At 62.1% G+C, this 23,593-nt stretch carries 19 protein-coding genes; 3 read left to right on the forward strand and 16 right to left on the reverse strand.

Annotated features, from left to right (window positions below):
- Positions 1 to 2 precede the first annotated feature (2 nt).
- The 12 genes from murC to TSA66_RS15785 form a co-directional block, all read right to left on the reverse strand.
- Entirely contained in the window at positions 3 to 1,409 is a 1,407-nt protein-coding gene (gene murC / locus TSA66_RS15730) for a UDP-N-acetylmuramate--L-alanine ligase (protein ID WP_040040677.1), read from the reverse strand.
- Entirely contained in the window at positions 1,406 to 2,482 is a 1,077-nt protein-coding gene (murG, locus tag TSA66_RS15735) for an undecaprenyldiphospho-muramoylpentapeptide beta-N-acetylglucosaminyltransferase (protein ID WP_040040678.1), read from the reverse strand. The genes murC and murG overlap by 4 nt, the downstream gene beginning before the upstream one ends.
- Positions 2,479 to 3,612 (reverse strand): putative lipid II flippase FtsW, encoded by a 1,134-nt coding sequence (gene ftsW / locus TSA66_RS15740; RefSeq protein WP_094299068.1) that lies wholly within the window; start codon positions 3,610 to 3,612, stop codon positions 2,479 to 2,481. The genes murG and ftsW overlap by 4 nt, the downstream gene beginning before the upstream one ends.
- A gap of 71 nt (positions 3,613 to 3,683) precedes the next feature.
- Positions 3,684 to 5,177 carry a UDP-N-acetylmuramoyl-L-alanine--D-glutamate ligase gene (gene murD, locus TSA66_RS15745; RefSeq protein ID WP_040040680.1) on the reverse strand — a complete coding sequence of 498 codons (1,494 nt, stop codon included), beginning with the start codon at positions 5,175 to 5,177 and terminating at the stop codon, positions 3,684 to 3,686.
- A complete protein-coding gene (gene mraY, locus TSA66_RS15750) occupies positions 5,177 to 6,346 on the reverse strand; it encodes a phospho-N-acetylmuramoyl-pentapeptide-transferase (RefSeq protein WP_040040681.1) in 1,170 nt (389 codons plus the stop codon). The genes murD and mraY overlap by 1 nt, the downstream gene beginning before the upstream one ends.
- A gap of 1 nt (position 6,347) precedes the next feature.
- On the reverse strand, positions 6,348 to 7,739 hold the full coding sequence (locus tag TSA66_RS15755) for a UDP-N-acetylmuramoyl-tripeptide--D-alanyl-D-alanine ligase (RefSeq protein ID WP_040040682.1): 1,392 nt from the start codon (positions 7,737 to 7,739) through the stop codon (positions 6,348 to 6,350).
- Positions 7,739 to 9,274 carry a UDP-N-acetylmuramoyl-L-alanyl-D-glutamate--2,6-diaminopimelate ligase gene (locus TSA66_RS15760; RefSeq protein ID WP_040040683.1) on the reverse strand — a complete coding sequence of 512 codons (1,536 nt, stop codon included), beginning with the start codon at positions 9,272 to 9,274 and terminating at the stop codon, positions 7,739 to 7,741. Before TSA66_RS15760 ends, TSA66_RS15755 begins: the two co-directional genes overlap by 1 nt.
- Entirely contained in the window at positions 9,274 to 11,022 is a 1,749-nt protein-coding gene (locus TSA66_RS15765; protein ID WP_040040684.1) for a peptidoglycan D,D-transpeptidase FtsI family protein, read from the reverse strand. Before TSA66_RS15765 ends, TSA66_RS15760 begins: the two co-directional genes overlap by 1 nt.
- The gene (gene ftsL, locus TSA66_RS15770; RefSeq protein ID WP_040040685.1) at positions 11,019 to 11,291 is read right to left on the reverse strand and encodes a cell division protein FtsL; all 273 of its coding nucleotides are present in this window, start codon (positions 11,289 to 11,291) and stop codon (positions 11,019 to 11,021) included. Before ftsL ends, TSA66_RS15765 begins: the two co-directional genes overlap by 4 nt.
- Entirely contained in the window at positions 11,288 to 12,253 is a 966-nt protein-coding gene (rsmH, locus tag TSA66_RS15775) for a 16S rRNA (cytosine(1402)-N(4))-methyltransferase RsmH (RefSeq protein WP_040040686.1), read from the reverse strand. The genes ftsL and rsmH overlap by 4 nt, the downstream gene beginning before the upstream one ends.
- A 9-nt stretch (positions 12,254 to 12,262) precedes the next feature.
- Positions 12,263 to 12,691: a division/cell wall cluster transcriptional repressor MraZ gene (mraZ, locus tag TSA66_RS15780; RefSeq protein ID WP_040040687.1), complete on the reverse strand. Its 429-nt coding sequence runs from the start codon at positions 12,689 to 12,691 to the stop codon at positions 12,263 to 12,265.
- Between the two features lie 568 nt (positions 12,692 to 13,259).
- The gene (locus tag TSA66_RS15785; RefSeq protein ID WP_040040688.1) at positions 13,260 to 14,144 is read right to left on the reverse strand and encodes an MBL fold metallo-hydrolase; all 885 of its coding nucleotides are present in this window, start codon (positions 14,142 to 14,144) and stop codon (positions 13,260 to 13,262) included.
- A gap of 189 nt (positions 14,145 to 14,333) precedes the next feature.
- Between TSA66_RS15785 and TSA66_RS15790 the strand changes: the two genes are divergently transcribed.
- Positions 14,334 to 15,692 carry a sigma-54 interaction domain-containing protein gene (locus TSA66_RS15790; protein ID WP_052452371.1) on the forward strand — a complete coding sequence of 453 codons (1,359 nt, stop codon included), beginning with the start codon at positions 14,334 to 14,336 and terminating at the stop codon, positions 15,690 to 15,692.
- A 26-nt stretch (positions 15,693 to 15,718) separates the two neighbouring features.
- Here the strand turns inward: TSA66_RS15790 and TSA66_RS15795 are convergent, their stop codons facing one another.
- Positions 15,719 to 15,928: a hypothetical protein gene (locus TSA66_RS15795; protein WP_040040689.1), complete on the reverse strand. Its 210-nt coding sequence runs from the start codon at positions 15,926 to 15,928 to the stop codon at positions 15,719 to 15,721.
- Between the two features lie 50 nt (positions 15,929 to 15,978).
- Between TSA66_RS15795 and petA the strand changes: the two genes are divergently transcribed.
- Together petA and ccoG are read left to right on the forward strand one after the other, a co-directional pair.
- The gene (gene petA, locus TSA66_RS15800; RefSeq protein ID WP_040040690.1) at positions 15,979 to 16,587 is read left to right on the forward strand and encodes a ubiquinol-cytochrome c reductase iron-sulfur subunit; all 609 of its coding nucleotides are present in this window, start codon (positions 15,979 to 15,981) and stop codon (positions 16,585 to 16,587) included.
- 20 nt (positions 16,588 to 16,607) lie between these two features.
- Positions 16,608 to 18,035, forward strand: a complete 1,428-nt coding sequence (ccoG, locus tag TSA66_RS15805; protein ID WP_040040691.1) for a cytochrome c oxidase accessory protein CcoG — start codon at positions 16,608 to 16,610, stop codon at positions 18,033 to 18,035.
- Positions 18,036 to 18,077: 42 nt separating this feature from the next.
- Here ccoG and TSA66_RS15810 read toward each other — a convergent pair whose 3' ends face one another.
- Genes TSA66_RS15810 through TSA66_RS15820 form a run of 3 tightly spaced genes read right to left on the reverse strand, consistent with a single transcriptional unit; the run spans position 18,078 to position 23,482 of the window.
- A complete protein-coding gene (locus TSA66_RS15810) occupies positions 18,078 to 18,800 on the reverse strand; it encodes a flagellar brake protein (RefSeq protein ID WP_052452372.1) in 723 nt (240 codons plus the stop codon).
- 44 nt (positions 18,801 to 18,844) lie between these two features.
- A complete protein-coding gene (locus tag TSA66_RS15815) occupies positions 18,845 to 20,011 on the reverse strand; it encodes a GGDEF domain-containing protein (RefSeq protein ID WP_040040692.1) in 1,167 nt (388 codons plus the stop codon).
- Positions 20,012 to 20,020: 9 nt separating this feature from the next.
- Positions 20,021 to 23,482 (reverse strand): bifunctional diguanylate cyclase/phosphodiesterase, encoded by a 3,462-nt coding sequence (locus tag TSA66_RS15820; RefSeq protein WP_084199652.1) that lies wholly within the window; start codon positions 23,480 to 23,482, stop codon positions 20,021 to 20,023.
- Between the last annotated feature and the right edge of the window lie 111 nt (positions 23,483 to 23,593).

The following is a 23,593-nucleotide window of genomic DNA, read 5'->3' on the forward strand; positions in this document are numbered from 1 at the left end:
TCTCATTCCTGACTTGCCTGGGAAATTTTCCCCGGCACGCCGCTAATCGAACCGGCACCCATCGTGATCACCACATCGCCATCCCTGGCCATGTTCATGATCGTCGCAGGCATCTCGGCGATGTCTTCCACAAATATCGGCTCCACCCTGCCAAGCACTCGCAGCGCGTGCGCCAGTGCGCGGCCGTCGGCAGCCACGATCGGCTGTTCGCCGGCGGAATAGACTTCCGCCAGCACCAGTGCATCCGCCGTCGACAGCACCTTCACGAAATCCTCGAACAGGTCGCGTGTACGGGTATAGCGATGAGGCTGGAATGCCAGCACCAGGCGCCGCCCCGGGTAGGCGCCGCGCGCCGCGGCCATGGTGGCCGCCATCTCGACCGGATGGTGGCCGTAGTCGTCCACCAGCGTGAACGCGCCGCGGGGTTCACCGTCAACTGCGGGCAGCTTGATGTCGCCGTAGCGCGTGAAGCGCCGGCCGACACCATTGAATTCGCTCAATGCCCTCTGCGTTGCGCTGTCGGCCACGCCGATTTCGCGCGCGATGGCAATCGCCGCGCAGGCGTTCTGCACGTTGTGCATACCCGGCTGGTTCAGGCTTACTTTCATCGGCGCATAACCGTCCTGCAGCACGGTGAATTCCATCTTGCCGTCGACCGCCTTCGCATCGATGGCGCGCACCTGCGCGTCTTCATGAAAGCCGTAGGTGGTGATCGGCTTGGAGATGAACGGCATGATCTCGCGCACGTTCGGATCGTCCAGGCACAGCATTGCGACGCCGTAGAACGGCAGGCGCTGCGTGAATTCGACGAAGGCCTGCTTCAACTTTGCGAAACTGTGGTCGTAGGTCTCCATGTGATCTGCGTCGATGTTGGTGATCACCTCGATCACCGGCGACAGATTCAGGAAAGACGCATCCGATTCGTCGGCTTCGGCCACGATGAAGTCGCCTGCACCCAGTTTGGCGTTGGCGCCCGCACTGTTCAGTCGTCCGCCGATCACGAAGGTCGGGTCGAGTCCGCCTTGCGCCAGCACGCTCGCGACAAGGCTGGTGGTCGTGGTCTTGCCGTGCGTGCCCGCGATTGCGATGCCCTGCTTTAAGCGCATCAGTTCGGCCAGCATCATCGCGCGCGGCACGATCGGAATACGCTTGGCGCGCGCCGCCATCACTTCGGGATTGTCGGCCTTGACCGCGGTCGACGTCACGATCGCGTCGGCGCCTTCGATGTTTTGCGCCGCATGGCCCTGCGTGACCTTGGCACCCAGCTCCGCCAGGCGCAACGTCGCCGCATTGCTGCCGAGGTCGGAACCCGACACGGTGTAGCCGAGGTTGAGCAATACCTCGGCGATGCCGCTCATGCCCGAGCCGCCGATGCCAACGAAGTGAATATTTTTGACTTTATGTTTCATGCTTGTTTGGCCAGTTCTTCCAGTACGTTCGCGATCTGTTCATTGGCATCGCGCTTGCCGATCGCGTGGGCGGCTTGAGCCATCTTCAGGCAATCAGCGCGGGTCAGCGATTGCAGCAGGATCGCCATGCGCTCTGCGCTCATCTCGCTTTGCGGCAGATGAATCGCTGCCTGTTGCTTTGCCATCCACTGCGCGTTGTCGCGCTGGTGCGAAGTGGTCGACGCCACCAGCGGCACCAGCACGCTGGCTACGCCTGCTGCTGTCAGCTCGGACACGGTAATGGCCCCGGCACGGCAGATCACGAGGTCGGCCTGCGCGTAGCGGCGCGGCATGTCGTCGATGAAGTCCACCACTTCAGCCTGCACCTGCGCATCGGCATAGGCCTTGCGCAGCACGTCGATGTGCTGTTTGCCGGACTGATGCGTGACGGTCGGCCGCGCCTCTGCCGGAATACGCGCCAGTGCCGCCGGCAGGCATTCATTCAATGCCTTCGCACCGAGGCTGCCGCCTACCACCAGAAGGCGCAACGGACCGGTACGTTCGGCATAGCGTTTTGCCGGCAGCGGCACTTCCATGATTTCCTTGCGCACCGGATTGCCGGTCACCAGCGCCTTGCCGGCTGCATTGCCAAAATCGGCCGGAAAGCCGAACAGCACGCGACTAGCCATTGGCGCCAGCGACTTGTTCGACAACAGCAGCGCCGCATCCGCGTTGACCAGCGCCAGCGGCACGCCGCGCACCTTGGCCATCATCCCGCCCGGGACAGTGACGTAACCGCCCATGCCCAGCACCACGTCCGGCTTGCGGCGACCGATGATGCTGAAGCAGGATGCGAAGCCCGCCGCCATCTTGAACACGCCGCGTACGGTGTGCATCAGACCCTTGCCGCGCAAACCGGCGAAGTCGATCGAATCCATCTCGATCTTGTGCTTCGGCACGATGTCGCGTTCCATGCCGTGCTGCGTGCCGAGCCATGACACCTGCCAGCCGCGCGCCTGCATCGTCTGCGCGATGGCAAGGCCGGGGAAGATGTGACCGCCGGTGCCGGCCGCCATGATCAGGAGACGCTTCATATGCGGCCTCCGCGCATCAACACCCTGTTCTCGTAATCAATCCGTAACAAAATTGCCAGTCCTACACAGTTAATCAATACACCCGAGCCGCCATAACTCATCAGCGGCAAGGTCAGTCCTTTCGTCGGCAGCAAGCCAAGGTTCACGCCCATGTTGATGAAGGCTTGAACGCCAATCCAGATGCCGATGCCCTTCGCCGTCAAGCCGGCAAAGGTGAGGTCCATGGCGATCGCCTGGCGCCCGATCTCGAAGGAGCGCTTGACGATCCAGTAAAACATCGCGACTACCACCAGCACGCCGGCAAAGCCGAGCTCCTCGCCGATCACGGCGAGCAGAAAGTCGGTGTGCGCCTCCGGTAGGTAGTGCAGCTTTTCGACGCTGCCGCCCAGTCCGACGCCGAACAGCTCGCCACGCCCGAATGCGATCAGCGAGTGCGACAGCTGGTACGCCTTGCCCAGCGCGTTGCCCTCTTCCCACGGGTTGAGGTAAGCGAAGATGCGCTCACGCCGCCACGGCGACAGGACGATCACCAGGCTGAAAATCCCCACCAGTACGGCACCGATTCCGCCGAACCAGACGCCGTTGATCCCGCCCAAAAACAGGATGCCCATCGCGATACAGACAATCACGCCGAACGCGCCGAGGTCCGGCTCCAGCAGCAGCAGCAAGCCGACCACGCCAACGGCTGCCGCCATCGGCATGAAGCCCTTGGTCAGCTTGTGCATGAACTGCTGCTTGCGCACCGTGTAATCGGCCGCGTACAGCACCGCGAACAGCTTCATCAGCTCCGAAGGTTGCAGGTTGAACACCTTGAACGACAACCAGCGCTTGGCGCCATTGACGCCCTTGCCAATGCCCGGTACCAGAACCATCATCAGCAGCACCAGCGTTGCCACGAACAGATATGGCGCATAGCGCTGCCAGGTTTCCACACGCACCCGAAACGCGAGCAACCCGGCGAACATCGACACGGCGATGAAGCCGGCCTGGCGAACCAGGAAGTGATAGCTCTTGTAGTTCGCGTACTTGGGCGAATCCGGCAGCGCGATCGATGCCGAATACACCATCACCATCCCGAACAGCATCAGCAGCACGACCACCCATACCAGCGGCTGGTCGTATTCCATCATTTTCGAGCGCTGGTCGGCGCCCCGCACCGACGCGCTGGCCGATGGCGTTGAAAAGGATGGGAGCGCGAATTTCACGACATCACCTCGCCGCGCGACAAGGCGATTTCACGCACGGCGTCGACGAACACCTGAGCGCGATGCGCATAGTTCTTGAACATGTCGAGGCTGGCGCAAGCCGGCGACAACAGGACCGCGTCGCCGGCTTGCGCCAGTGCGGTCGCGCGCTGCACCGCCGCTTCCAGCGTATCGCAGTCGTCCAGATTTACGCCGGTCTGCAGCAGCGCTTCACGGATTGCCGGCGCATCCTTGCCGATCAAAACCACGGCGCGCACGAATCTGGCAACCGGTTCTGCCAGCGGCGCGAAATCCTGTCCCTTGCCGTCGCCGCCGGCGATCAGCACCAGGCGGCTCGCGCCGCCCTGCATCAATCCCAGCCCCTTGAGCGCGGCGACAGTCGCGCCGACATTGGTGCCCTTGCTGTCGTCGTAGTAATCGATGCCGCCGACATTGGCGACCAGTTCCACCCGGTGCGGCTCGCCACGATATTCGCGCAGGCCGTGCAGCAGCGGCGCCAGCGGCAGGCCGATGGCGCGGCACAAGGCGAGCGCGGCCAGCGCGTTTGCCGCGTTGTGCCGGCCGCGGATTTGCAGAGCGTCCGCCGGCATCAGGCGATTGACCATGACTGGCGGCTCGACGCTGTCCTTCTTGCGGCGACGCTTCTCACCCTCTTCGGCCGCGACGGCGACCGACAGCCATTGCATGCCGTTGTCCTCGACCAGGCCGAAGCAATCCGCATGCGCCGGCGCATCGGTGCCGAAGCTGACGACGCTCGCCATCGGCGCCTTCATCTGCATGACGTATGGGTCGTCCCGGTTGAGCAGGCGGATCGTCGTGGCGCCGAAGATGCGCGCCTTGTCGGCCGCGTAGGCATCCATGTCGCCGTGCCAGTCCAGGTGATCCTGGGTGACGTTCAGGACCGTCGCGACGTCCGCATTCAGGCTGAGGGTGTAATGCAGCTGGAAGCTGGACAGTTCGAGTACCCAGGCCTGCGGCAAGTCGTCGGCATCCATGGCGGCGCGCAGCACGTCGAGCGCGGCGGGGCTGATGTTGCCGGCGATTTGGGTCTTCAGTCCGGCACGGCGGCACAACAGGCCAGTCAGGCTAGTGACTGTGGTCTTGCCGTTGGTGCCGGTGATGGCAATCACCTTCGGCTCATAGGCGCGTTGTTCCTTCAGTGCCGCCATCGCCTGCGCGAACAGCTCGATCTCTCCCCACAGCGGGATATTCCTTTCCTGTGCGGAGGGGATGATTTCCGCCAGTTCGCGTCCCGGCATCAGTCCCGGGCTGACGGCGACGAAGTCGATCCCGTCCAGCAGAGCGGCCGTCAACGAACCGCCAACGAATTCTGCGCCAGGCACCGCTTCACGCAGCACCGGCAGGCGGTCCGGCTCAGCGCGCGTGTCGGCCACGCGCACGGCTGCGCCGCAGCGCGCCAGCCACAATGTCATCGCCAGGCCGGATTCTCCGAGCCCGAGGACGAGAACATGTTTGCCTTGGTAGTCCATCAGCGCAGTTTCAGGGTTGACAGTCCGAACAACACGCACATCATGGTGACGATCCAGAAGCGCACCACGACTTGCGTCTCTTTCCAGCCTTTCTGCTCAAAGTGATGGTGCAGCGGTGCCATCAGCAGAATGCGGCGGCCGACACCAAACCTCTTCTTGGTGTACTTGAAGTAGCCGACCTGCAGCATCACCGACAGCGTCTCGACCACGAAGATGCCGCCCATGAGGAACAGCACGATCTCCTGGCGCACGATGACGGCGATGGTGCCGAGCGCACCGCCCAACGCCAGTGCGCCGACGTCACCCATGAATACCTGCGCCGGATGCGCGTTGTACCAGAGGAAGGCCAAGCCGGCGCCGGCCAGTGCGCCGCAGAAGATCAGCAGCTCGGCCGAACCCGGAATGTAGGGAATGAACAGGTACTTTGCATACACCGCGCTGCCAGTCAGATAGGCGACCAGTCCGAGCGCCGAGCCGACCATCACGGTCGGCATGATGGCGAGCCCGTCCAGGCCATCGGTCAAGTTGACCGCATTGCTGGAGCCGACGATTACGAAGTAGGTCAGCGCGATGAAGCCCCACACACCGAGCGGATAGCTGATGGTTTTGAAGAAGGGCACGATCAGGTCGGCCTTCGGCGGCAAATCGAGGCTGAAGCCGGACTGCACCCAGGCGACGAACAGCTGCCACACCTTGGTGTTGGTCGGCGCCGACACCGAGAACGCGAGATATACCGCGGCGATCAGGCCGATCAGCGACTGCCAGAAATACTTTTCGCGCGAGCGCATGCCTTCCGGGTCCTTGTAGACCACTTTGCGGTAGTCGTCGACCCAGCCGATGGCGCCGTAGCCGAGCGTGACCACCAGCACGATCCAGATGAAGCGGTTGCTCCAGTCGGCCCACAGCAGCGTGGAAATGCCGATCGAGAGCAGGATCAGCGCACCGCCCATGGTCGGCGTGCCGGTCTTGATCAAGTGGGTCTGCGGGCCATCGGTGCGCACCGCCTGGCCCACCTTCAGGCGGGTCAGCATGCGAATGACGGCCGGTCCGGAAATCAGGCCGATCGCCAGCGCGGTCAGCGTTGCGAAGACGGCGCGAAAGGTAATGAAGTTAAAGACCCGCAGCGCACCGAGATCCTGGTGAAAATATTGTGCTAGCCAGAGCAGCATGTCAGTGAGCTTCCTGTACTGATGATTCTTGATTGACGAGGTGCTGAACCACGCGCTCCATCTCCATGAAGCGCGAGCCTTTCACCAATACCGTGGAGCCGGCGCTCGCCAGCTTGTCGACGGCCGCATTGAGCGTGGCGACATCGGCGAAGTGCTCCGCATCCGCGCCGAAGGCCTCGACGCTATGGCGCGCCAGGTCGCCCAGCGCCAGCATGTGCTCGATGCCGCGGCTTTTCGCGTAGGCGCCGACCTCGGCGTGGTATTGCGGTCCTTCGTTGCCGACCTCGCCCATGTCGCCCAACACCAAAAGGCGCGGTTTCGCCGCGTTGGCAAGCACATCGATCGCCGCGCGCACCGAATCCGGATTGGCGTTATAGGTATCGTCGATCACCAGTGCGCCGCAGCGGGCAGCCTTGCGTTGTAGGCGGCCGTTGACCGGGGCGAATGCCTCCAGTCCGCGAATCACCGCATCGACCGGGACGCCGACAGCCAGCGTGCAGGCGGTGGCGGCCAATGCGTTGCACACGTTGTGCTCGCCGGCTGCGGCCAGCTTCACTTGAAAGGTAGCGGTGCCAGCCCGGATCGAGAGATCGCTGCCAAAGTCGTTCGCCTGCCACGCGCAGGTAACGTCGGCGTCGTCTGACAGGCCGAAGGTCTTCACCTTCCGCCCCGCCGCGAAGTCGCGCCACAGCGGCGTGTACTCGTCATCTGCCGGGAACACCGCAGTACCGTTTTCCGGCAGCGAGCGCAGCACGGCGCCGTTTTCGCGGGCGACCGCTTCGACGCTTTCCATGAATTCCTGGTGTTCGCGCTGCGCGTTGTTGACCAGTCCTACGGTGGGCTGCGCAATCGCTGCCAGCTGCGCGATCTCGCCCGGATGGTTCATGCCCAGTTCAATCACTGCCGCTTGATAGGAAGCATTGAGACGAAACACGGTGAGCGGCACACCGATATCGTTGTTGAGATTGCCGCGGGTGGCCATGCAGCGCTCGGCGCCGAAGGCGGCAGCCAGAATCGATGCGATCATTTCCTTGACCGTGGTCTTGCCGTTGCTGCCGGTGACGCCGATGACCGGCAAGGCAAACTGGCGACGCCAGTAGGCAGCGATTTCACCCAGAGCGACGCGCGTATCCGGCACCACCAGCGCCGGGATAGCGAGCCCTTCCGGCACGCGCTCCACCACCATGGCGGCGACGCCCTTAGCCGCCACTTCGTTCAAAAAGTCATGCGCATCGAAACGCTCGCCGCGCAAAGCGACGAACAAATTACCAATAGATACAGCTCGGCTGTCGGTCGACACGCCGTCGAACTTTGCATCCGCCGCAGAATCGCTGACATTCGCGATCGCGGCGCGCGAAATCCATGGCTGAAGTGCAGCCAATGATGATTTCATTAATGATTCCCCTTCATCGTTACTCGTGCAGCCAACGCCAGAGCGGTATGGTCTGCATCCAAAAAAGGCAATCTCTTGCCCTTTATTTCCTGATACGGTTCGTGGCCCTTACCGGCCAGCAGAACCACATCGTTTTTCCCTGCATGCCGCACCGCCCACAAAATCGCGGAGGCGCGGTCCTCGATCACGTGCAATGCATCCGTTGCCAGAGCCTGCGTGTCGATGCCTTGGACAATCTGCGACAGAATAGTTGCCGGCTCCTCGCTGCGCGGGTTGTCGCTGGTGACGACGATATGGTTCGCGGCTTGCGCCACACGCCCCATCTGCGGGCGCTTGCCCGGGTCGCGGTCACCGCCGCAGCCGAACACGCACCACAGTTCGCCGTTCCGCTGCTGCGCCACCTGGCGCAAGGTCGCCAGCGTCTTTTCCAGCGCATCCGGCGTGTGTGCGTAATCGATCACGACCAGCGGTGCATCGTCGCCGCCCAGCTGCTCCATGCGGCCCGGGACCGCAGTCAGTGCTTCGAGCGTCTCGGCCGCTGCCTTGAAGACAACGCCCCTGGCCAGCAGCACGCCGAAAATGCCGAGGACGTTACTGACATTAAATTGGCCGACAAGTTGCGTCTTTATTTGAGTGGAGCCATCCGCACAATCCAGCTTGAATGTGGTACCGCCATGGCTGGTGCGGATCTCGCTCGCGCGCAGAACCGCGATGCCGTCGATCTCCCGCTCCGCGACTGTATAACCGGTGACTGGCAGTTGCGGCCTTGTCTTCTTCAGGTGGTCGACCAGGCGCAGGCCCATGTCGTCGTCAAGATTGATCACCGCATGTTTCAATCCCGGCCAGTCGAACAGCATTTTCTTGGCCGCTTCGTAGGCCGCCATGTCGCCGTGATAATCGAGGTGATCCCGCGTGAAATTGGTGAACAAGGCGACGTCGACATGCATGCCGTCCAGGCGTCCCTGCTCGAGGCCGATCGACGATGCTTCGATTACAAGCGCCGTAGCGCCCGCATCGCGCAGGTCCGCCAGCTTGCGCTGCAACAGCACGGCGTCCGGCGTCGTATAGCCGGTATTGGCGAGCCCGTCGTGAGCGCCGCGTCGGTACAGTCCGACGCCGAGCGTTCCGATCACGGCAGTCGGCTCGCCCAGCCGGGACAAGGCGTTGCCGAGCCATTGGCTGCACGAAGTCTTGCCGTTGGTTCCGGTTACGGCAACGGTAAACATGGCGGCATCGGGCTTGCCATAATATGTATTTGCAACCGGGCCGGCGACCTTCTTCAGGTTGCGCACCGCCATGTGCGGCACATTCCAGGCATCGTTCCACTGGAAGCCGTCAGCTTCGAAAATGACCGCCTTGGCGCCCCGCTGGATGGCGCTTTCAATGTAACGCCGGCCATCGGCAGCGTCACCCGGATAGGCGAAGAAGACGTCGCCAGCCCGGATGGTGCGCGAATCGGACGACAGTTGCGCCGCCGGCGCCTCGATGTCGAGCCAAGTGAGGATATTGGTTACGGAAGCAGTCACAGCCAGCATCACAGGCTCTCCTTCACGCTCTCGGCGGGAATGATGATGTCGGTTACCGACGAATCGGGCGCAACGTTCATTGCACGTAACGCGTTTGCTGCAATCGCGGAAAATACCGGCGCGGCCACATCGCCGCCGTAATGCTGTCCGTTCGACGGCTCGTCCACCATCACCGCGATGACGATGCGCGGGTTGGACACCGGCGCGAAGCCGACGAAGGAAGCGACATATTTGTTCACGTAGCGCCCGCCGGCCAGCTTGTAAGCGGTGCCGGTCTTGCCGGCGACGCGGTATCCCGGCACCTGCGCTTTCGGCGCTGTTCCGCCCGGACCGGTCACGCTTTCCATCATGGCGCGCATGTCGCGTGCCGTTTTTTCGCTGATCACGCGCTGTCCGGCGGACGGCTGGTCCATTTTTTGAAACGACACCGGAATCAGGTCGCCGTCGCGCGCGAAGATCATGTACGAATGCGCCATCTGGATCAGCGACACGGAAATGCCGTGGCCATAGCTCATGGTGGCTTGCTCGATGGGTCGCCACGATTTATAAGGCCGCACGCGGCCTGCCACTGCGCCGGGAAAGCCCAGCTTCGGCTGCTGCCCGAAACCGACCGTGGTAAACAAATCCCACATTTCCTGCGGCTGCATTTGCAGCGCGAGCTTGGCGGTGCCGACGTTGGAGGATTTTTCGATGATCTGGGACACGGTCAGCGGCCCATGCGGGTGCGCGTCGCCGATGGTGGCGGTACCGATGGTCATCTTGCCGGGCGCGGTCTGCACGACGGTATTGGGAGTCACGCGCCTCGTTTCCAGCGCCAGCGCGACCGTAAACGGCTTCATCGTCGAGCCCGGCTCGAAGGTGTCGGTCAGCACGCGGTTGCGCAGCTGCGCACCGGTCAGGTGAGCGCGGTCGTTCGGGTTGTAGGTCGGCATATTGACCAACGCCAGCACCTCGCCGGTCTGCACGTCAAGCACCACGGCGCCTGCGGCTTTCGCATTGTGCTTTTCAACCGCCGCCTTCAGCTGCGAGTAGGCGATGTACTGGATCTTGCTGTCGATTGACAGCGTCAGGTTCTTGCCGTCGTGCGGCTCGCGGATCGCCTCGATGTCCTCGACGATGTGGCCGAGACGGTCCTTGATCACGCGGCGGCTGCCGGTCACGCCTGCCAGGCTCTTCTGAAAGGCCAGTTCCATGCCTTCCTGCCCTGCATCCTCGACGTTGGTGAAACCGACCACATGCGCCATCACCTCGCCTTCCGGGTAGAAGCGCTTGTATTCCTTGCGGGTTGCGATGCCGGAAATGCCGAGCTTGAGAATCTTGTCGGCCGTGTCCTGCTCGACCTGGCGCTTCAGGTAGACGAATGTGCGGTCGGAATCGAGCTTCTTGTTCAGTTCCTGGTCGCTCATCTCAAGCAGGCGGGCCAGCTCGCGCAGCTTTTCCCTGGGCGCGTCCTGCACGTCCTCGGGAATGGCCCAGATCGCCTTGACCGGCACCGAGGATGCGAGCACATGGCCGTCGCGGTCGGTGATCTTGCCGCGCGTGGCGGGCAACTCCAGCGTGCGCGCATAGCGCGACTCGCCCTGTTTCTGCAGGAAATCGGTGGAAACGCCTTGCAGATAGAGCGCCCGGCCGGCCAGGGCGGCAAAGCCGGCGAATAGCGCGAACAACACGACGCGCGAACGCCAGACCGGCAGCTTGACGGCCAATACCGGGCTGGCGGCGAACGGAACTCCCTTGGCGGCGGCGGCGCGCGTCATTTGCCCCCCGTCGTCAGGTACTGGGTACGATCCGGCGAGACTGCCACCATGTGCAGGTCGCGCCGAGCGTTAGCTTCGATGCGAGCGTGCTTGCCGAGCGTGGATTGATCGAGCTGAAGCTGCGCCCACTCGATATCGAGCTGCCTGGCGGCGGCTTGGGCACGCTCCAGTTCGATGAACTGGCGCCGCGCCTGGTACTGCGAATTCACCAGCGACAGTGCGCACAGGACGACTGCGAACGTGAGAATGAACGTAATGCGCCCGCTCATCGCGCGCCTCCGGCTGGCAGGCGTTCCGCGACGCGCATGATGGCCGAGCGGGCGCGCGGGTTTTCCGCGACTTCGGCCTCGTCAGGCTTCATCTTGGACAAGAGCTTCAGATCGGGCTGCGGCAGGTCCACCGCACGAATCGGCAGGCGACGGTCCGGCTGCGGCGCGTTGGCTTTGGATGCCATGAAGCGCTTGACGATGCGATCTTCCAGCGAATGAAAGCTGATCACAGCCAGTCTCCCCTGCGGGCCCAGTTTTTGAAATGCGGCCTCTAGTCCTATTTCGAGTTCTTCAAGCTCTTTATTGATGAAAATCCGGACAGCTTGAAAGGTACGAGTGGCCGGGTCCTTACCCTTCTCGCGGGTTTTAACGGCGCGTGCCACGATCTCGGCAAGCTGTCGTGTGGTTGAAATTGGCTCGATTGCCCGGCGAGCTGCAATCGCCTTTGCAATCTGAAGAGCATACCGTTCTTCCCCATAATCTCTGATCACCTTTCCGATCGTCTGTTCGGTTTCCGTCGCCAGCCACTGTGCTGCCGATATGCCGCGCGTGGTATCCATGCGCATGTCGAGCGGACCGTCAAAGCGAAAACTGAAGCCCCGCGCCGCGTCGTCTACCTGCGGCGAAGAGATTCCCAAATCCAGCAAAATCCCATCCACCCGCGCGATGCCGCGCGCTTCCAGCGCCTCGCCCATCGTCGCGAAACTGTCATGCACGATCTCGAAGCGCCTATCCGAGATCTTTTCCGCCGTCGCAATCGCGTACGGATCCTTGTCGAACGCGATCAGACGGCCCTTCTCACCGAGGCGCTGCAAAATCAGCCGGCTGTGTCCGCCGCGGCCAAAGGTGCCGTCGACATACACGCCGTCGGTTCGCGCGCCCTCGATCGCTAGCGCATCGACCGCTTGTTCCAGCAGCACCGTACGGTGCTGCATTTCCGGCACCGCTTGTTGATTACTCATATCGGGCCGTCAGAACGAAAAATCGCTCAATACATCAGGCATGCCGTTGGCCACCGCCTGCGCCTCGTTCTCGGCGAGCTTTTCGGCATCCCAGATCTCGAAATGACTACCCATGCCAAGCAGCATCACGTCGCGCTTCAAGCCGACGGCTGCGCGCAGCTCCGGCGAAATCAAGATGCGGCCGGCCGTATCCATTTCGACATCACATGCATTACCCAGGAAAATCCGCTGCCAGGCGCGAGCCGACATCGGCCATGCGGCGATTTGCTCGCGATGGTTTTCCCAGACCGGACGCGGGAAAAACAGCAAACAACCATGCGGGTGCTTGGTCAGCGTGACGCGTCCTTCGCATTGAACCGTCAAGGCGTCACGATGCCTGGCCGGAATCGTCATCCGTCCTTTCGCATCGAGATTCAACGCTGAAGCGCCTTGAAACACCCTGATTACCCTCGTGGTTGTTGTCTGTTATTTATCTTCTTGCATCATGGTCTTACAAGGCTTTGGATTGTCGCCCCACAAAACCACACTTTTTCACACTGTCGCCCACTTTAGAGTATGGTTTTTTTGCGGTCAAGTAATTTCAGATTACGGAAATCTGATTTTTCCCAATGAAGTCAATGACTTAGCGCGTTTCATTCGAGCAATACCACCACTGATTTCCTCAAATAATTAAGCACTTAGCGTAGATACTGAAGGTAGTGCGTTAGATGTACACATGTGTTTGTCTAAGCGACAACAGTTGCGTAAAAGCAAAACTGCTTTGGAAGTCGAGGATGGGATCTTGAAATTGCCTTGAGGCATTAGGATTCGGAACCGGGGGGTTAGTTCAATCGGTCCAGCGGGTTTGCTATTGGCAATGACAAGGAGCCACGACGGCCCAGCCCGGCATCAGCAAAAGATGTGAAGTTGATATGCGAATCAGGAATGCGGCGGAGTTGGTCGAACCTTCCGCACTCTAGATTGCTCAGTGCAATCACTCAGTACGATGTGTCCTTTGTGCAATTATTCAGATCGCATCGACCGGAATTTTTAAATAGCGGATGTCGTTGCCCTCCGGTTCTGGCAGTTGCCCGGCGCGCATGTTGATCTGCACCGAGGGCAGTAGCAATACCGGCATGTCCAGCGTGGCGTCCCGCGCAGTACGCATGGCGACGAATTCGTCTTCACTGATCCCGTCGCGTACATGGATGTTGGCAGCGCGCTCGTCGGCAACGGTGCAAACGAACTGCACATCCCGCCCGCCAGGCTGATAGTCGTGGCACATGTAGAGCTTGGTGTGCGGCGCCAGGCTGAGCACCTTGTTGATGGAGCGGTAGAGCGTACGCGCATCACCGCCCGGGAAATCGCAACGCGCCGTGCCATAGTCAGGCATGAACAGCGTGTCGCCGACGAAGGCAGCGATCTGGTCGCCGTCATTGACCACATAGGTCATGCATGCCGGCGTATGGCCGGGGGTATGCATCGCGCGGCACCACAGGCGGCCGATCGCGAACGTCTCGCCGTCGGCGAACAGATGATCGAACTGGGCACCGTCACATGCAAAGCAGGGGCCGGCGTTGAACAGCTTGCCGAATACCTGCTGGACTTCGGTGACATGACGGCCGATACCGACCTTGCCGCCAAGGCGCCGCTTCAGATAAGGCGCCGCCGACAAGTGGTCCGCATGCACATGCGTTTCAAGTACCCATTGCACCTTCGCCTGCAGTTCGCGCACGCGCGCAACCAGCCTGTCGGCGCTGGCGGTACCGGTGCGACCCGACTTCGGGTCGTAGTCCAGCACGCTGTCGACCAGCGCGCACTGCCCGCTGCTGCGGTCGAGCACGATGTAGCTGACGGTCGAGGTTGTCGGGTCGAAGAATCCTTCGACATGCAAGGCGCGCACGGGGCTCATTGCAGGTCTCCTTTATGTGAATGCGGGGCTGCCGGAAAATGTATTTGCAAGACGCGTACCACACGAAACAGGCCCGAAACCGCCGGATTACGGCACCGCAGCACCTGTTTTGCTGCGGTGCCGCTGACAGTGACAGTGATTCTTGACAGTATTGGCAGTTGGCGGCAGAGTGGGACGAAAGGAGCTGTCATGAATACCGAACCGTCCCTGCCGGTTGTCGCCGGCCCCGCGCTGCGCTCGGCGCCACAGGTGCAGGCCCTGATTTCCTATCTCGAGCAGGAGGCGCAGCCGATGATCGTACTCGACACCGAGTACAACATCCTTGCCGCCAACACGGCCTACCAGCGCCAGTTCGGCACCGCCGACAAGCCCTACATCGGGCACAAGTGCTACCGCGTCTCGCATCACTACCACGTGCCCTGCGACCAGGCGGGCGAACATTGCCCGATGAAGAAGGCGTTCGAAAAGCGTGGCCCGGACCGGGTCCTGCACATCCATCACACGCCGCGCGGGCCGGAGCATGTCGACGTCGAGCTGCGCCCCATCCTCGATGAGCAGCGCGAGGTGGTCGCCTACGTGGAGCGGCTGGCGGTGGTGCGCAACGCGTCGGCGCGCCCCAGCGCCGAAGGCCTGGTCGGGCGTTCGGCCGCGTTCAACGCGGCGCTGTCGGCATTGCAGCGAGTGGCGCCGTCGATGCTGCCGGTACTGTTGCAGGGCGAATCGGGCACCGGCAAGGAATTGTTCGCGCGTGCGGTACATGAAGCGAGCGAACGCGCGCATGGTCCGTTCGTGGTGGTGGACTGCTCGGGCCTGACCGAAACGCTGTTCGAAAGCGAATTGTTCGGCCACGAGAAAGGTTCTTTTACCGGCGCCAATGCGCGCAAGCACGGCTTGGTCGAAATGGCGCAGGGCGGTACCCTGTTCCTCGACGAAATTGGCGACGTGCCGCTGGCGATGCAGGTCAAGCTGCTGCGCCTGATCGAATCCGGCACGTTCCGCCGCGTGGGCGGGCTGGAGACGCTGCACGCCGACTTCCGCCTGGTGTCGGCCACGCACAAGCCGCTCAAGGCGATGATGGCCGATGGCCGCTTCCGGCAAGACCTGTACTACCGCATCAGCGCCTTTCCCATCCATCTGCCGGCCCTGCGCGAACGTAATGACGACATCCCGCTGCTGGTGAACTCGATGCTTCAGCGTAGCGCCGCCGGCAAGGGAAAAATCACGCTCGACCCGGCCGCGATGCGGCGCCTGCAGGCGTACGACTGGCCGGGGAATATCCGCGAGCTGCGCAACGTGCTGGAGCGCGCGCTGCTGTTTGCCGACGACCGCGTGATACGGCTCGAACATCTGCCCACTGACTTGCATCCGACGGTGGGCGCGCCTCCCACTGCCACCTTGCAGGGCATGACGACCGCCGGGGCACCGGCGGACGAGACGTTGAGGCAGGCGTTGAGGAGCTTTAGCGGAACACGCCGCGAGCTGGCCGCGCATCTGGGCATGAGCGAACGTACGCTGTACCGGCGAATGAAGGCACTCGGGCTGGCGTAGATCGCGCCTTCCGCACGGCGCATCGGCTACACCGCGCCGAATAACGCGATCATTGCGGACGACACCATGCCCAAGATCAGCGGCGCCAGGGCAGCCGGTCCTGCCATGCTGGCAGTGCTGGCAGCATGGCAGATCGCGCTGGCAGGCCCGTATACCGCATCGGCTGCCGGATGGCGACGCCTGCCCCGCAAAACAAAGGCTTGCACGCTGCCGGAGCGGGCAACTGGATGTGGCACGCATGTTGCCTATAGCCATAAAGGAATAGGATTTCGATGACAGGAGCAACATGAACGACACCACACAACCCGATCGCGGGCGGCGCGCGCTGCTTATCGCCACCGGCGCGGCCGCCGGCATCCCCGCACTGGGCGGCGCCGGCGCGATGATTAGCACGCTGCAGCCGTCGGAACGCGCAAAGGCGGCAGGCGCACCGGTTGAAGTCGACATCGCCGACCTCGCGCCCGGCCAGATGAAAACGGTCGAGTGGCGCGGCAAGCCGGTGTGGATACTGCGGCGTACGCCGGACATGCTGGCTTCATTGAATAGCACCGTCGCCCAGTTGGCCGATCCCGGCTCCACGCGCAACCCGGACGAAATGACGCCGGCGTACGCACGCAATGCGCACCGCTCGATCAAGCCGGAAATCCTGGTCGCCATCGGCATCTGCACCCACCTCGGCTGCTCGCCGACGGAAAAGTTTTCCCCGGGCGCGCAACCATCGCTGCCAAATGACTGGGCCGGCGGCTTCCTGTGCCCCTGCCACGGCTCGACCTTCGACCTGGCCGGGCGCGTGTTCAAGAACAAGCCGGCGCCGGACAATCTACCGGTGCCGCGCCACATGTATGCAAGCGAAACCAAGATCGTGATCGGCAAGGACGAGCTCGGCGAAGCGTGAGGACCTGACGGGAGCAAAACATGACAACCAAAGAACTCAAATCGATTCCGATCCACCCGGCCGAGGCGGCGGTGGTCGAGCGCAGCCTGTACGAAGTGCGCAGGAAAATCTATCCGCGTGCGGTGCACGGCTGGTTCGCGCACTGGCGTTGGGCCATGGTGGGGTTCACGCAGCTGATTTTCTACGGCCTGCCCTGGCTGACGTGGAATGGCCGCCAGGCAGTGCTGTTCGACCTGCAGGCACGCAAATTCCATATCTTCGGCCTGATCCTGTGGCCGCAGGATTTCATCTACCTGTCGGCGCTGCTGGTGCTTTCCGCACTGTCGCTGTTCTTGTTTACCGCGGTCGCCGGCCGGCTGTTCTGTGGCTACGCCTGTCCGCAAACGGTCTATACCGAAATCTTCATGTGGATCGAGCGCAAGATCGAAGGCGATCGCTCGGCCCGCATCCGGCTCGATGGCGAGTCGTTCTCGTTGCGCAAGCTCGGGCTGAAATCGGCCAAGCACGCATCCTGGCTGGCAGTGGCCGGCTGGACCGGGTTTACCTTCGTCGGCTACTTCACGCCGATCCGCACGCTGGCGCTGCAGGTCGCCGCGTTCTCGCTGGGGCCGTGGCAGACTTTCTGGATATTCTTCTACAGCTTCGCCACCTACGGCCAGGCAGGCTTCATGCGCGAGCAGGTGTGCAAGTACATGTGCCCCTACGCGCGCTTCCAAAGCTCGATGTTCGATAAGGACACGCTGATCATCACTTACGACGCCGAACGCGGCGAGCCGCGCGGCGCACGCGGCAAGAAAGCCGACCCCAAGGCACTCGGGTTGGGCGCCTGCATCGACTGCAATGTCTGCGTGCACGTGTGCCCGACCGGCATCGACATCCGCAATGGCCTTCAGTATGAATGCATCGCCTGCGCAGCCTGCGTCGACAGCTGCAATGAGGTGATGGAAAAGATGGGCTATGAAAAGGGCCTGATCCGCTACACCACGCAGAATGCGATGGCCAATAAATGGAGCCAGCGCGCGATCTGGCGCCATGTGCTGCGCCCCCGCACGCTGGTCTATACCTCCATCCTGCTGAGCATTCTGTTCGCGGCCGGCCTGTCGCTGGCGCTGCGCACGCCGCTCAAGGTGGACGTCATCCGCGATCGCGGCATGCCGCGCATGATGGATGACGGCGCGATCGAAAACGTGTACCGCTTGCAAGTGATGAACACCGACGAACAGCCGCACCGGTTCGTCATCACAGTCAACGGGCCAACCGGGATTACGGTTTCCTCCGAGCCGACGTTCGAGATGCCGGCCGCCGCTACCCGCGCCGTACCAGTGCGCGTCACGCTGCAGCCGAGCGCCACCGAAGCCGGCTCCACGCCGATCCGCTTCACGGTGCGCGACATGGAGCGCGCCGACGTGTCGGTCACGGAGAAAGCGGTATTTTTGGTGCCGAGGTAAACCGGAGCGCGGCCGGCAAGGTAACCGGCCGGCCGCGCCTTGCTACACGAGCTTGTGGCGGTCGCCGATCTGCGCCTCGTAGGTCAGGTTCTGCAGTGCCATCTCCTGCGTGGCATCCAGCGCGACGAACTGCACGCCGCATACATGAACGTCAGACTTGCCAGGCGCTGCCTTGCGCACCCCGGTGTTACGGATCCGGGCTTGCGCACTGATCGGCACTTCGTGATTGCCCGGCTGGATCTGCAGCGCGAACGACAGGACGACCATATCGTCCTTCTGCCCGACTTCCTTGGCCGCTTCCAGCAGCGCGCCGGTGATGCTGAGATTGTCGATACGGACCGGCAATTTCCCTGCACTTTCCCCTCCGGTGCCGCTTGTGCCCGGCGTGATCGTTGCCGGAAGATCGACCTTGACCCGCATGGCCATGCGCAGGCTGGCAGCACGCACCGCTTTCGGGAAGGAGAGGTGCGCATAAAAATACGGATGCATGAATACCCGCTCGACAAACGTGTTGAACGAGCAGACCTTAACCCCGGTAAATACCCGGATCGTCAGCTTCTCGCCCTCATGGAATGACATGAGGACGCTGTGCTCGGTGGGGATCTTCACCAAAATGTATTCGTCTTTCACATAGCCGATGAGCGTCGTGAAGTACTGTGCCGGCTTCTGGTCGCGCACCACCAAGATCTGCAGCCGGGTGCCGACCTGCAGGTTCATCTCTTCAAATGCGATAGAAGAAAAGTTATTCGTCGCGAAATTATTCATGTCGTCGGCTCCCTTCCTGCATTCCGTTCAATCCGTTCTTGCATCTACGCGCCGGCACATTCCACCCGGTTGCCTCCCGCAGCCTTCGCCGCATGCAGCGCCTTCTGTGCATGCGCAAGCAGATCCGGGATCGATTCACCCTCGCGCAACACGGCCAGGCCGATGCTGATGGTGCACGCCGGCGCCCCTCCGGGACCCGACGCGAACCCGGCCGGTGCGGCCGTTTTTGCTACTCTCGCCCTCAATCGTTGCGCGATTTTCAACGCCGCCGCCGGTCCGGTTTGCGGCAGCAGCGCGGCGAACTCCGCAGCGCCCATGCGCGCAAAGCAATCCGTGGACCGGAATACCCCGTCGGCCAGCAGGGCGACATTGACCTTGACTTGGTCGCCGGCAGCGTTGCCGAATGCCGCTCTGAGTGCTTGCATGCGGTCGACTTCGATCATCAACATGCTCAGCTTTCTTCCCGTGCTCCTGCACCGTACCCATTCGCGCTCGAGTCGTTCGAGGAAGATCTCCCGCGTCAGCGCCCCGGTCAGGAAATCCCGGCTGGCCGCATTTGCGGCATGGATGAGCATTCGGTCGTGCACCATCATCATCGAGCCAAAGGTTAGAGTCGGCAAGACCAGCGCGCCGGCCGAGATAAAAAAAACACTCCATGGCGAAGGTTGCAACAGCGACGACACCGCTCCCGATTGCGCCACATGGACTACCGCCCGAACAGCATTACCGAGCGCAAATATCGTCGCAGCGCTGACCGTAAAAAGATAGGGATAGCGAGAATGTCCCGCGCCCTTTGCTTGAAAAACCGTACCGGCTATCGAGGCGAGTACGACGGTCTGGAACGTCGAAACAGCGATGGTCCTGAGCGCGAACGAATCGTACTTATAATGGAACAGCGCAATTGCGACAGTGAAGAGGACGAGCGACACAGCGTATACGGTCATCGACGCGGGAGGGCCGCTGAAACGCCGGAAGCCAGCCAGCGTGGCCAGTGTAGCTAACGCATAAGTCGCGTTTGCCGCCTCGTAGGCGAGCAGCGGCGGCAACTGGCGCCCCAAGGCATACAGGATGAATGAGGCAAAGCCCACCGCATTGGCCATCATCCATTCCGCCACGCCCGGTTCATCCCGCCGGTCAAGTGCGGAAAGGACGACCAGCATCAGGATGCACAGGCACGCGGAAACCAGGAAGATGCCTGACAAGACGGTCATGGCGGCGCCCTACGCAACGTTCTGTTTCATTGCGTCCAGCAGCTCCATGAAGCGTTCGGCCGGCACCGGTCGGCCGAACAGGAAGCCCTGGAAATGCTTACAGCGGTTAGCGAGCAGGAATTCGAGCTGATCATCCGTTTCGACGCCCTCGGCAATCACCTGCAAATCGAGCGTATGGCTCATGTTGATGATAGTCTGGACGATTGCCGCATCTCCGGTGTCGATGACCAGGTCGCGCACGAAGGACTGATCGATCTTGACCTGATCCACCGGCAGGCGCTTCAGGTAGGACAAAGACGAATACCCGGTGCCGAAGTCATCGAGTGCGAAGGTCACGCCCAGTTCGCGCAGCTCATGCATCTTGCTGATCGTGTCGTCGATGTCACCGATGATCATCGTCTCGGTCATCTCCAGCTTGAGCCGGGCCGGGTTCGCGCCGCTTTCGGACAGCGCGGCGCGCACCATCGGCACGAAGCCGGGCTGGCGGAACTGCTTGGCGCTGACGTTGATCGCAATTCCCAGGTGGCTGGTTTCCGCCTTGCTGCCCCAGGCCGCAAGTTGCGCGCAGGCGGTCTCGAGCACCCATTGACCGATCTGATAAATCAGGCCGGTTTCCTCGGCGATTGCGATGAATTTCCCCGGCAGCACCATCGGTTTCCCCGGGGGGTGCCAGCGCAGCAGCGCTTCCGCGCCGACGATTTCATGCGTTTCGTTAACCTGAGGCTGGTAATACAGCTCGAAAGCCTTGCTCGCGATCGCGTCGCGCAAGCCGGCTTCCATCGCCGCCTTTTCATTCAGTGCCGCCTGCATTTCAGCACTGTAGAACCGGCAGGTATTGCGCCCCGCTTCCTTGGCCTGGTACAGCGCGATGTCGGCCTGCTTGAGCAGGACATCGAACGGCTCCTCGTGGCCACGGAAGCGGCTGATGCCGATACTGGGCGTATTGCGATAGTCGGAGTCCGCACCCTTGAGCGTATACGGGCAATTGAGGGTGGCGAGGATTTTTGCCGCCACCGTGTCGATCTGCGCCGCCGCGATCTTCTCGTCGGCACTCAGGTCGGGCAGCATCACGACAAATTCGTCACCGCCCAGGCGCGCCACCGTGTCGCACTCGCGCACCGAGGCCGACAGGCGCTGCGCCACCTGGATCAGCAACTGGTCGCCGACGTCGTGCCCCATGGTGTCGTTGAGCGTCTTGAAATGATCAAGGTCGATCAGCATGAGCGCCCCATAGTGGCGGCTGCGCGCGCTGGCGGCCAGCACCTGCGAGACGCGATCCATCAGCAGCCTGCGGTTGGGCAGATTGGTGAGCGGATCGAAAAAGGCGAGATTGCGGATCTGCGCCTCTGCATTCTTGCGCATGGTGATGTCGGAAAACGCGCTCACATAATGGGTCACGCGCTCCTGCTGGTCTTTCACTGCGGTGACGACCAGCCACTCGGGATACACCTCGCCGCTCTTCTTGCGGTTCCAGATTTCGCCTTCCCAATGCCCCTTCAGTTCGATGGCGTGCCACATCTGCCGGTAAAATTCCGGCCCCTGGCGCCCGGACCTGAGTATGGCCGGCGTCTTGCCCATCACTTCGGCGGCACTGTAGCCAGTCAGTTCCTCGAAGGCGCGGTTGACGCGCAATATCGTTCCCTGCGCATCGGTCACCATCATCCCCTCCTGGGATTCGAAGGCAACCGCCGCCACACGCAGCTGTTCGTCGGCGATCTTGCGTTCGGTGACGTCGGTAATGGCACCATGCCACAGCAGGCTGCCGTCCTCGAGCCGCTCCGGCCGCGCGTCGCCGAGCAACCAGCGCACGCCGCGCTTGGGCAGTATCACGCGATACTCGTGATGCCAGGGCTCGAGCGTCCTGGCGGAGGCGCGGATCGAGGCAGTGACGCCTTCGGCATCGTCGGGATGGTGACGCGCCGAAATGGCGGAGGCGTCGTCGCGCACTTGTTCCGGGTCGAGCTCGTAGATCTCCCACAAGGCCTGGCTGACAAAAGGCGCCGTCGCGCGGCCGTCCGGATACACGCGGTACTGGAAGATCACGCCCGGCACATGCGACGACAGCTTTGCCAGCAAATCATGGCTTTGCCGCAAGGCGCGTTCAGTATTCTTGCGCGCGGAAATGTCCTGCTTGACACCGACAAAATGCGTGATGCCGCCGGACGCTGACATGACTGGCGCAATCACCAGTTCTTCGTTGTACAGGCTGCCATCCTTGCGCCGGTTGACGAGCTCGCCGCGCCAGGTCTTCCCGCACAGGATGGTTTTCCACATCGCGTTATAAAAGCTGGCGTCCTGCTGCCGCGACGAGACGACCTCGGACACGCGGCGCCCGAATACTTCTTCCCTGCGGTAGCCGCTCAGCTCTTCGAAAGCGCGATTCACCCACTCGATCTCGGCCTTGGTATTGGTGACCACTACCGCGTTGCCGACCGCTTCCAATGCTACGACGCGCAGGCGGTTGCGCTCTTCGCTGGATCGGATGGCTGCGGTGGCGCTTGCCCGCTGTCGCATCCCCATGATCAAGAAGTAGGTGAACAAGCCGAGCAGTACCGAGCCTGCCATCCCGACAACGACAAGCATGTCCCGTTGCTGGTAATACGGCGCGAGTATGGCGTCCACTGCCGCACCAACGGTCACAACTAGGCCAAAATCGCGGAGGTGGCGCCAGGCGAAAATTCGCTCGATGCCATCGGTCTTCGCCTTGATCTGAAAGCTGCCGCTCTCGGCCGCGCCGGGAGCCAGAAAGGGCCGGCCAGCCAAGGTCTTGCCCATGCCGATTTCGGGATGCGGCGACCTGGCAAGTATTTCTCCCGACGACCTGACCAGCGCGATCACGTCGCCCTGACGCGTGGCGAGCGTATCGTAGAAACGCCCGAAGTACTCGGGCGCAATGGACATGACGATGACACCCCGGAAGCGGTTGCCCGGCCCAAGGATCGGCCGGGTGAACTGGATCGACCAGCGGTTGGACACGCGCCCCAGCACCGGCTTGCTGATGAACAGCTGGTCCGTGCGCCGCTCCTGATGCACGCGGAAATGCTCGCGGTCGGCCAGCGAAACGGGTTTACTCTGAGTGTCGAGACTGCTGTAGACCAGCATGCCGGCAGCGTCGATCACCGCGACCTGAAAGCTGATTTCCCGGACAAAGTAATTTTGCTGACGATGCACCGCGTCATGGAATTCGCCGGGATTATGGGTCCAGGTCTCGCGCAGCGACAACAGGGACAGGTCGATGCCGCGCACCGACGCCTTGATCTGCTCTGCGAACGCACGTGACAGGTTGGTTGTATCGCTCCTGGCGACTTGCGTGATCTGAGCGCGGGTGGACTGGAGCTGGAGGTAAATCGCGCCCCAGATGCAAACCAGCAGCAGCCCGAACAAGGCCAGCAACTGATTGACGGGATTCGATAATAGACCGATGTACCCCGGTGATCCCTGAGCGGCGTTGGGTTTCGGTTCGACAGTCATCTATGGCGCATTTTCTTTAACGTTGTCCGCGCCGGCAATGATTCGTCGTATTCACATACTAACGATCACAAAATTGAGAATACTTATGGTGCGGTGCGCTTTTATCCTATA

The organism is Noviherbaspirillum autotrophicum (assembly GCF_000818395.1).
Taxonomy (GTDB): domain Bacteria; phylum Pseudomonadota; class Gammaproteobacteria; order Burkholderiales; family Burkholderiaceae_D; genus Noviherbaspirillum; species Noviherbaspirillum autotrophicum.

Excerpts from the sequence above, each read along its gene's own strand:
- murG (WP_040040678.1), bottom strand. The coding sequence starts at position 2,482 with ATGAAGCGTCTCCTGATCATGGCGGCCGGCACCGGCGGTCACATCTTC.
- petA (WP_040040690.1), top strand. The coding sequence starts at position 15,979 with ATGAACGACACCACACAACCCGATCGCGGGCGGCGCGCGCTGCTTATC.
- ftsL (WP_040040685.1), bottom strand. The coding sequence starts at position 11,291 with ATGAGCGGGCGCATTACGTTCATTCTCACGTTCGCAGTCGTCCTGTGC.
- ftsW (WP_094299068.1), bottom strand. The coding sequence starts at position 3,612 with ATGATGGAATACGACCAGCCGCTGGTATGGGTGGTCGTGCTGCTGATG.
- rsmH (WP_040040686.1), bottom strand. The coding sequence starts at position 12,253 with ATGAGTAATCAACAAGCGGTGCCGGAAATGCAGCACCGTACGGTGCTG.
- TSA66_RS15755 (WP_040040682.1), bottom strand. The coding sequence starts at position 7,739 with ATGAAATCATCATTGGCTGCACTTCAGCCATGGATTTCGCGCGCCGCG.
- TSA66_RS15785 (WP_040040688.1), bottom strand. The coding sequence starts at position 14,144 with ATGAGCCCCGTGCGCGCCTTGCATGTCGAAGGATTCTTCGACCCGACA.
- TSA66_RS15765 (WP_040040684.1), bottom strand. The coding sequence starts at position 11,022 with ATGACGCGCGCCGCCGCCGCCAAGGGAGTTCCGTTCGCCGCCAGCCCG.
- TSA66_RS15820 (WP_084199652.1), bottom strand. The coding sequence starts at position 23,482 with ATGACTGTCGAACCGAAACCCAACGCCGCTCAGGGATCACCGGGGTAC.
- murC (WP_040040677.1), bottom strand. The coding sequence starts at position 1,409 with ATGAAACATAAAGTCAAAAATATTCACTTCGTTGGCATCGGCGGCTCG.
- TSA66_RS15760 (WP_040040683.1), bottom strand. The coding sequence starts at position 9,274 with ATGCTGGCTGTGACTGCTTCCGTAACCAATATCCTCACTTGGCTCGAC.
- TSA66_RS15810 (WP_052452372.1), bottom strand. The coding sequence starts at position 18,800 with ATGAATAATTTCGCGACGAATAACTTTTCTTCTATCGCATTTGAAGAG.
- ccoG (WP_040040691.1), top strand. The coding sequence starts at position 16,608 with ATGACAACCAAAGAACTCAAATCGATTCCGATCCACCCGGCCGAGGCG.
- mraY (WP_040040681.1), bottom strand. The coding sequence starts at position 6,346 with ATGCTGCTCTGGCTAGCACAATATTTTCACCAGGATCTCGGTGCGCTG.
- murD (WP_040040680.1), bottom strand. The coding sequence starts at position 5,177 with ATGGACTACCAAGGCAAACATGTTCTCGTCCTCGGGCTCGGAGAATCC.
- TSA66_RS15815 (WP_040040692.1), bottom strand. The coding sequence starts at position 20,011 with ATGACCGTCTTGTCAGGCATCTTCCTGGTTTCCGCGTGCCTGTGCATC.
- TSA66_RS15790 (WP_052452371.1), top strand. The coding sequence starts at position 14,334 with ATGAATACCGAACCGTCCCTGCCGGTTGTCGCCGGCCCCGCGCTGCGC.